5 protein-coding genes are annotated in these 4,739 nt (G+C 75.9%); 2 read left to right on the forward strand and 3 right to left on the reverse strand.

Annotated features, from left to right (window positions below; translation table 11 throughout):
* The coding region (locus tag ABZ646_RS40245) for a chaplin (protein WP_360530824.1) at positions 1-1,013 on the forward strand (1,013 nt) is incomplete at its 5' end.
* 89 nt (positions 1,014-1,102) lie between these two features.
* Here ABZ646_RS40245 and ABZ646_RS40250 read toward each other — a convergent pair.
* Entirely contained in the window at positions 1,103-1,291 is a 189-nt protein-coding gene (locus ABZ646_RS40250) for a DUF5703 family protein (RefSeq protein ID WP_046732800.1), read from the reverse strand.
* A 47-nt stretch (positions 1,292-1,338) separates the two neighbouring features.
* Between ABZ646_RS40250 and ABZ646_RS40255 the strand changes: the two genes are divergently transcribed.
* Positions 1,339-2,037 carry a hypothetical protein gene (locus ABZ646_RS40255; protein WP_360530827.1) on the forward strand — a complete coding sequence of 233 codons (699 nt, stop codon included), beginning with the start codon at positions 1,339-1,341 and terminating at the stop codon, positions 2,035-2,037.
* A 77-nt stretch (positions 2,038-2,114) separates the two neighbouring features.
* On the opposite strand, the gene ABZ646_RS40260 is transcribed toward ABZ646_RS40255, so the two are convergent.
* Together ABZ646_RS40260 and ABZ646_RS40265 are read right to left on the reverse strand one after the other, a co-directional pair.
* Entirely contained in the window at positions 2,115-4,238 is a 2,124-nt protein-coding gene (locus ABZ646_RS40260) for a helix-hairpin-helix domain-containing protein (RefSeq protein ID WP_360530833.1), read from the reverse strand.
* A 92-nt stretch (positions 4,239-4,330) separates the two neighbouring features.
* On the reverse strand, positions 4,331-4,739 hold a 409-nt coding region (locus tag ABZ646_RS40265; RefSeq protein ID WP_360530830.1), incomplete at its 5' end, for an aldo/keto reductase.

The following is a 4,739-nucleotide window of genomic DNA, read 5'->3' on the forward strand; positions in this document are numbered from 1 at the left end:
CATCGGCCTGGTCCTCGCCCTCGGCGGCGTCGGCCTCGCCCTGCTCACCGGCGACGGCGTCTGGGACGGCGTCGGCACCGTCTGCATCGGTGTCCGGCAACACGGTGCAGGCGCCGGTGCACGTGCCGGTGAACGTCTGCGGCAACACCGTCGACGTGGTCGGCCTCCTCAACCCGGCGGTGGGCAACAAGTGCGCCAACCACGGCGGCGGGGGCGGCGCGACCGGGGGCTACGGCTCGGGCGGTTACGGTGACTCGGGCGGGCACGGAGGCGACCACGGCGGTTCGCACGCCGGTGGCCACACCGGCGGCTCGCCGGGGGTCGGGTCGGGGAACACGGTGCAGGCGCCGATCGACGTACCGGTCAACGTGTGCGGCAACAGCGTCAACGTGATCGGCCTTCTCAACCCGGCCGTGGGCAACGACTGCAACAACGACGGGGGTTACGGCGGCTCGGGTGGCTACGGGGGCCACGGTGGGCACGGAGGCCACGGGGGCCACGGGGGCCACGGTGGGCACGGGGGCCACGGGGGCTCCGGTGGGCACGGGGGCTCCGGTGGGCACGGGGGCTCCGGTGGGCACGGGGGCTCCGGTGGGCACGGGGGCTCCGGTGGGCACGGGGGCCACGGCGGGCACGGCGGGCACGGTGGACACGGGGGCAACCCCGGAAACCCGGGTACTCCAGGGCACCCGGGCACTCCGGGGAACCCGGGCAGTCCGGGCCAGCCGGGCACTCCTGGAACCCCCGGCACCCCGGGCCACCCCGGCACCCCGGGCCACCCCGGCACCCCCGGCACCCCCGGTCACCCGGGGGGCGGGACCGTCCCGGCCGGTGGTCACGGCTCCTCCGTCGTCAGCCCGGTGGGCAGCAGCTCGGTGACCCAGCCGGACAGCGGCGCCGCGCAGCTCGCGCACACGGGCAGTGACCTCCCGGTGGGCCTCGCGCTTCCCGCGGGCGCCGGCGCACTGCTCGCGGGCGCGGTGCTCTACCGCAAGGCGCGCGCCACGGCGTAGCGCACGGACGGTGACGCACCACCCGCGGTGCGTGGCAGGCACGGAGGGGGCCCCGCCGACGCGGGGCCCCCTCCGTCAGGGGGCCGGTCTCACCATGTGGCACGCACCTGGCGGATGATCCGCCGGCGCAACCGCACCCTGCGGCTGCCGTCACGCATGAGGCTCAGTCGGTCCAACTCCCAGTGTCCGTACTCGGCATGGTCCGTCAGCAGACGTGTGGCCTCCTTGCGGGACACCCCGCGAGGTACGTACACGTCGACAAATTCGTATTCCGGCATCGCATCTATTGTGCGGGCTGGTGCCCGGTACGGATAGCGTCTGCACTATGTCTGATGCTGCGCAGCCCACCGCTGCCGAGGTACGCGCCGCCGCCGAGGCGGTCAAGACCGCGCTCGACCGCCATCTGGCCGCGGTCGAACGCAGGTCGGGGGAGGACGACCCGGCTGTCTACGAGGCGTTCAACCAGCTGGCCGCGGCCGCCGAGGTCTACGACGAGCTCCTGTACGACCGCTACGACGAAGTCACCCCTTTCGAGATCCCCGGGACCGAGGACTCGCTGCCACCGTACGCGGGTCCCGAGGAACCCAACGCGATCAGCGTGCTGATCCGCCGCGACTACGCCGTGGCGGAACCACAGCGGCTGCTGGCACAGGCCCAGCGGGTCCAGGCCGTGGAGTACGACGAGGGCCCCGCCGTCGGCGAGGAGGCCGCCGGCACCGTCCACAGGGCGCTCGGGGTCCTGTTCGGCGAGTTCGAACCGGATGAGATCGCCTCCCGGCACAAGGAGTTCGGCCTGGAGGAGGGCGACTCCACGCTGTGGGTGACCGCGGCGGAGGACCCGGCCGAGCCCGGCGAGTGGCTGGACGCGCCGTTCGAGGGTGTCGATCCACAGCTGGTGGTGTGCCGCTTCGACGTCAGCGCGGTGTTCGACGACGAGGACCCGGAAGACGCCGAGGAGGCCGGGGAACTGGAGGACGACCTCGACCTCGACGAGGACCTGGAGCCGCTGGACGCCGAGCGCTGACCTGCCCGGACCGGTGGTGCCCTCCGGCCTTCCGGGGCGGTTCGGCACCACTGGTCGGCGGCGCTGCCAACACCGTCTCAGCCGGCTGTCGGCACCTGGGCCCTGAGCAGCAGCGGAAGGCGGGTCGTCCTGGGCTTCGGCAGGATCTCGGCCACCGCCTTCGGCAGGGCCTGCTCCACGCCGTGCACCACCGACAGATGGCGATCCGCCCGGCTGAACGCCGTGTACACCCACGGGCGGCTGAGGGACTGGGCCGCGTCGCCGGGCAGCACCACGACCGCTGCCGGCCACCGGCCGCCCGCCGCCTGGTGGGCGGTCAGCGCCCAGCCGTGGCGCACGGACTGCTCCACCCGATCCTTCTCCACGACGACCTGCGCGTCCGCGCACGACAGGTGCAGCCCGTCGGCGTCGGCCTTCACCACCTGCCCCGGCTCCGTACGGCCCGGTGCGGGGGAGTAGACGACCCGGTCACCGGGGTCGAAGCCGCCGAACCGGCCGGGGCCCGGATTGAGCCGTTCCTTGAGGGCGGTGTTCAGGGCACGGGTGCCCGCCGCACCACCATGGCCCGGGGTGATCACCACCGTCTGCCCGGCGGGGACGCCGATGGCGCGCGGCACGGAGTCGGCGACCAGCTGCACCGTCCGGTGCACCGCCTCGCCCGCGTCCCGCACCGGCACGATCACGACCTCCTTGCCGGGCGCCTCGACCTGGAGGAGCTCGCCCACGCCGATCCCGGAGGCCAGTTCGCCGAGCGGGCCGGGATCGGGCGTGCGGGAGGCGATCACCGGGCAGACGCGGGCCGCCAGCAGGTCGGCGAAGACCCGGCCCGGGCCCGCCGACCACAGCACCGCCGGATCACCGCTGAGCACCAGCCGGGCCCCGTCGGGCAGCGTCTCCACGATCATCGCCGCGCTCTCCACGTCCAGTTGCGGCCCGTCCAGCACGATCAGCAGATCGAGGTCCAGGGCGCCCTCCGCGTCCCGGCCGGGCCCCTCCGTACCGGAGAGCAGACCGGCGACCGTGCCGACCGCCTCCGCCCCGTCCCCCGGCGCCGCCGCCAGCCGCCGGCGCCCGTCGGGGGTGTGGGCGGCGGCGAAGGCACGCAGCCCCGCCGCGCGGGCAGCGGCCAGCAGTGCCGCGGGTTCGGACCGGGCGGCCTCGCCGCCCGTGTGCAGCACCAGCCCGTGTCCGGCGACCGCCCTCGCCAGCTCCGCCGCGCCGCCGGACGCCGCCGTCGCGGCCGCCTCCCAGGGCTCCGGGGCGTCGTCGGCCGGGGAGTTGACCAGCCGGGCCAGTCCGTCGGCGAGGCTCTCCTCGGCCAGCGCGTACCGCTCCAGGCCGACCAGGACCCGGACCGGCCGCTCCTCCTCGTCGTCCTCGGGTTCCGGGGCGCCCGGATCGAGGGCGTCCTGGAAGACCAGCGCCTCGCCCTCGGCGAGCGTGCTCTGCACGGCGGCCTCCGGGTCGGGCACCGCCCGCTGGGTCAGCGCCGCCGTCAGCGTCGGCATCTCCAGCGCGGTGTGCCCGGCCAGGGCCGCCTGTTCGAGGAGCCACCCGGTCAACGCCCGGCCGCGCCGCTCGTCGTCCGGGCCGCACTCCGCGCCGAGCAGCGCCCGCGCGAAGCCGTCGGCCTGGTCCGGCCGTACACCGCCGACCCGGAGCAGCTGCCAGGGGTCGTCCCGCAGCAGCGCGTCCGCGCCCTCGCCGAGGGCGGCCGCGACCGCGGGTGCCAGCGACTCCGGCGCACCGCCGTCAGCCAGGACCCGTCGTACCGCCGCGATCGTCTCCGCGGTGGGGCCGGCCGGTCCGGCGGTCCTCGCGGGCGGGGCGGGGGCAGGGACCGGCTCCGGCCGGCGGGCGGCTTCAGCCACGGGTGCCGGGCGCCCGGCGGGCCCCGGACCGGCGAGGACGGTTGCCGCCCGCTTCTCCCCGCTCTCCACCGCCCGGACCGCCGCGAGCAGGTCGGCCGCCGTACCGCTGAGGCCGCCCCCGCTCTCGATCGAGCCCTTCCTCTCGGCCTTGCGCCGCTCGATCCGCTCCCGCTCGACCCGCTGGGCGGCGAGCTCGGCCGCGGCCTCGGAAACCTGCCCCGAGCCCTCACCACCCCCACCGGCCCCGCCGTCACCGACCGCCCCGTCGTCAGCGGCAGACCCTTCGGTCGCCGAACCGCCGCCGTGCCCCGCGCCGGCCCCCGTCGGCATGTCACCGCCTCCCGCGCCGTCCCCCGTCGTCCCACCGGCCGTCGTCCCCTCGTCGTCGGCCTCGGGCTTGGCGCCCAGCCCCGGCTCCGTGCTCACAGCGTGCTCCAGTCGTGATCGGGATAGCGGTGCACGGGCGCCGACACGTCGTCGAGCGCCCGGCAGATCTCGTCAGGAAGCGTAAGCGCCTCCACCGACAATGCCGCCGTGAGCTGCTGCGCGTTGCGCGCGCCGACGATCGGCGCGGCCACGCCCGGCCGATCCCGCACCCAGGCCAGCGCCACCTGGAGCGGCGTCACCGCGAGTCCGTCGGCCGCGGTCTGCACCGCGTCCACGATCCGCGTCGCGGTGTCGTCGAGGTACGGCGCGACGAACGGCGCCAGATGCTCGGAGGCGCCCCGCGAGTCCGGGGGAGTGGCGTTGCGGTACTTCGCGGTCAGCACCCGGGATTCGGCCGCGCCCGGGATTCGCCGGGCGCGGTCGGTGTCGCGGGGTCCGTCAGGG

The sequence above is a fragment of the Streptomyces sp. NPDC007162 genome, from assembly GCF_040634175.1.
Classification (GTDB): Bacteria; Actinomycetota; Actinomycetes; order Streptomycetales; family Streptomycetaceae; genus Streptomyces.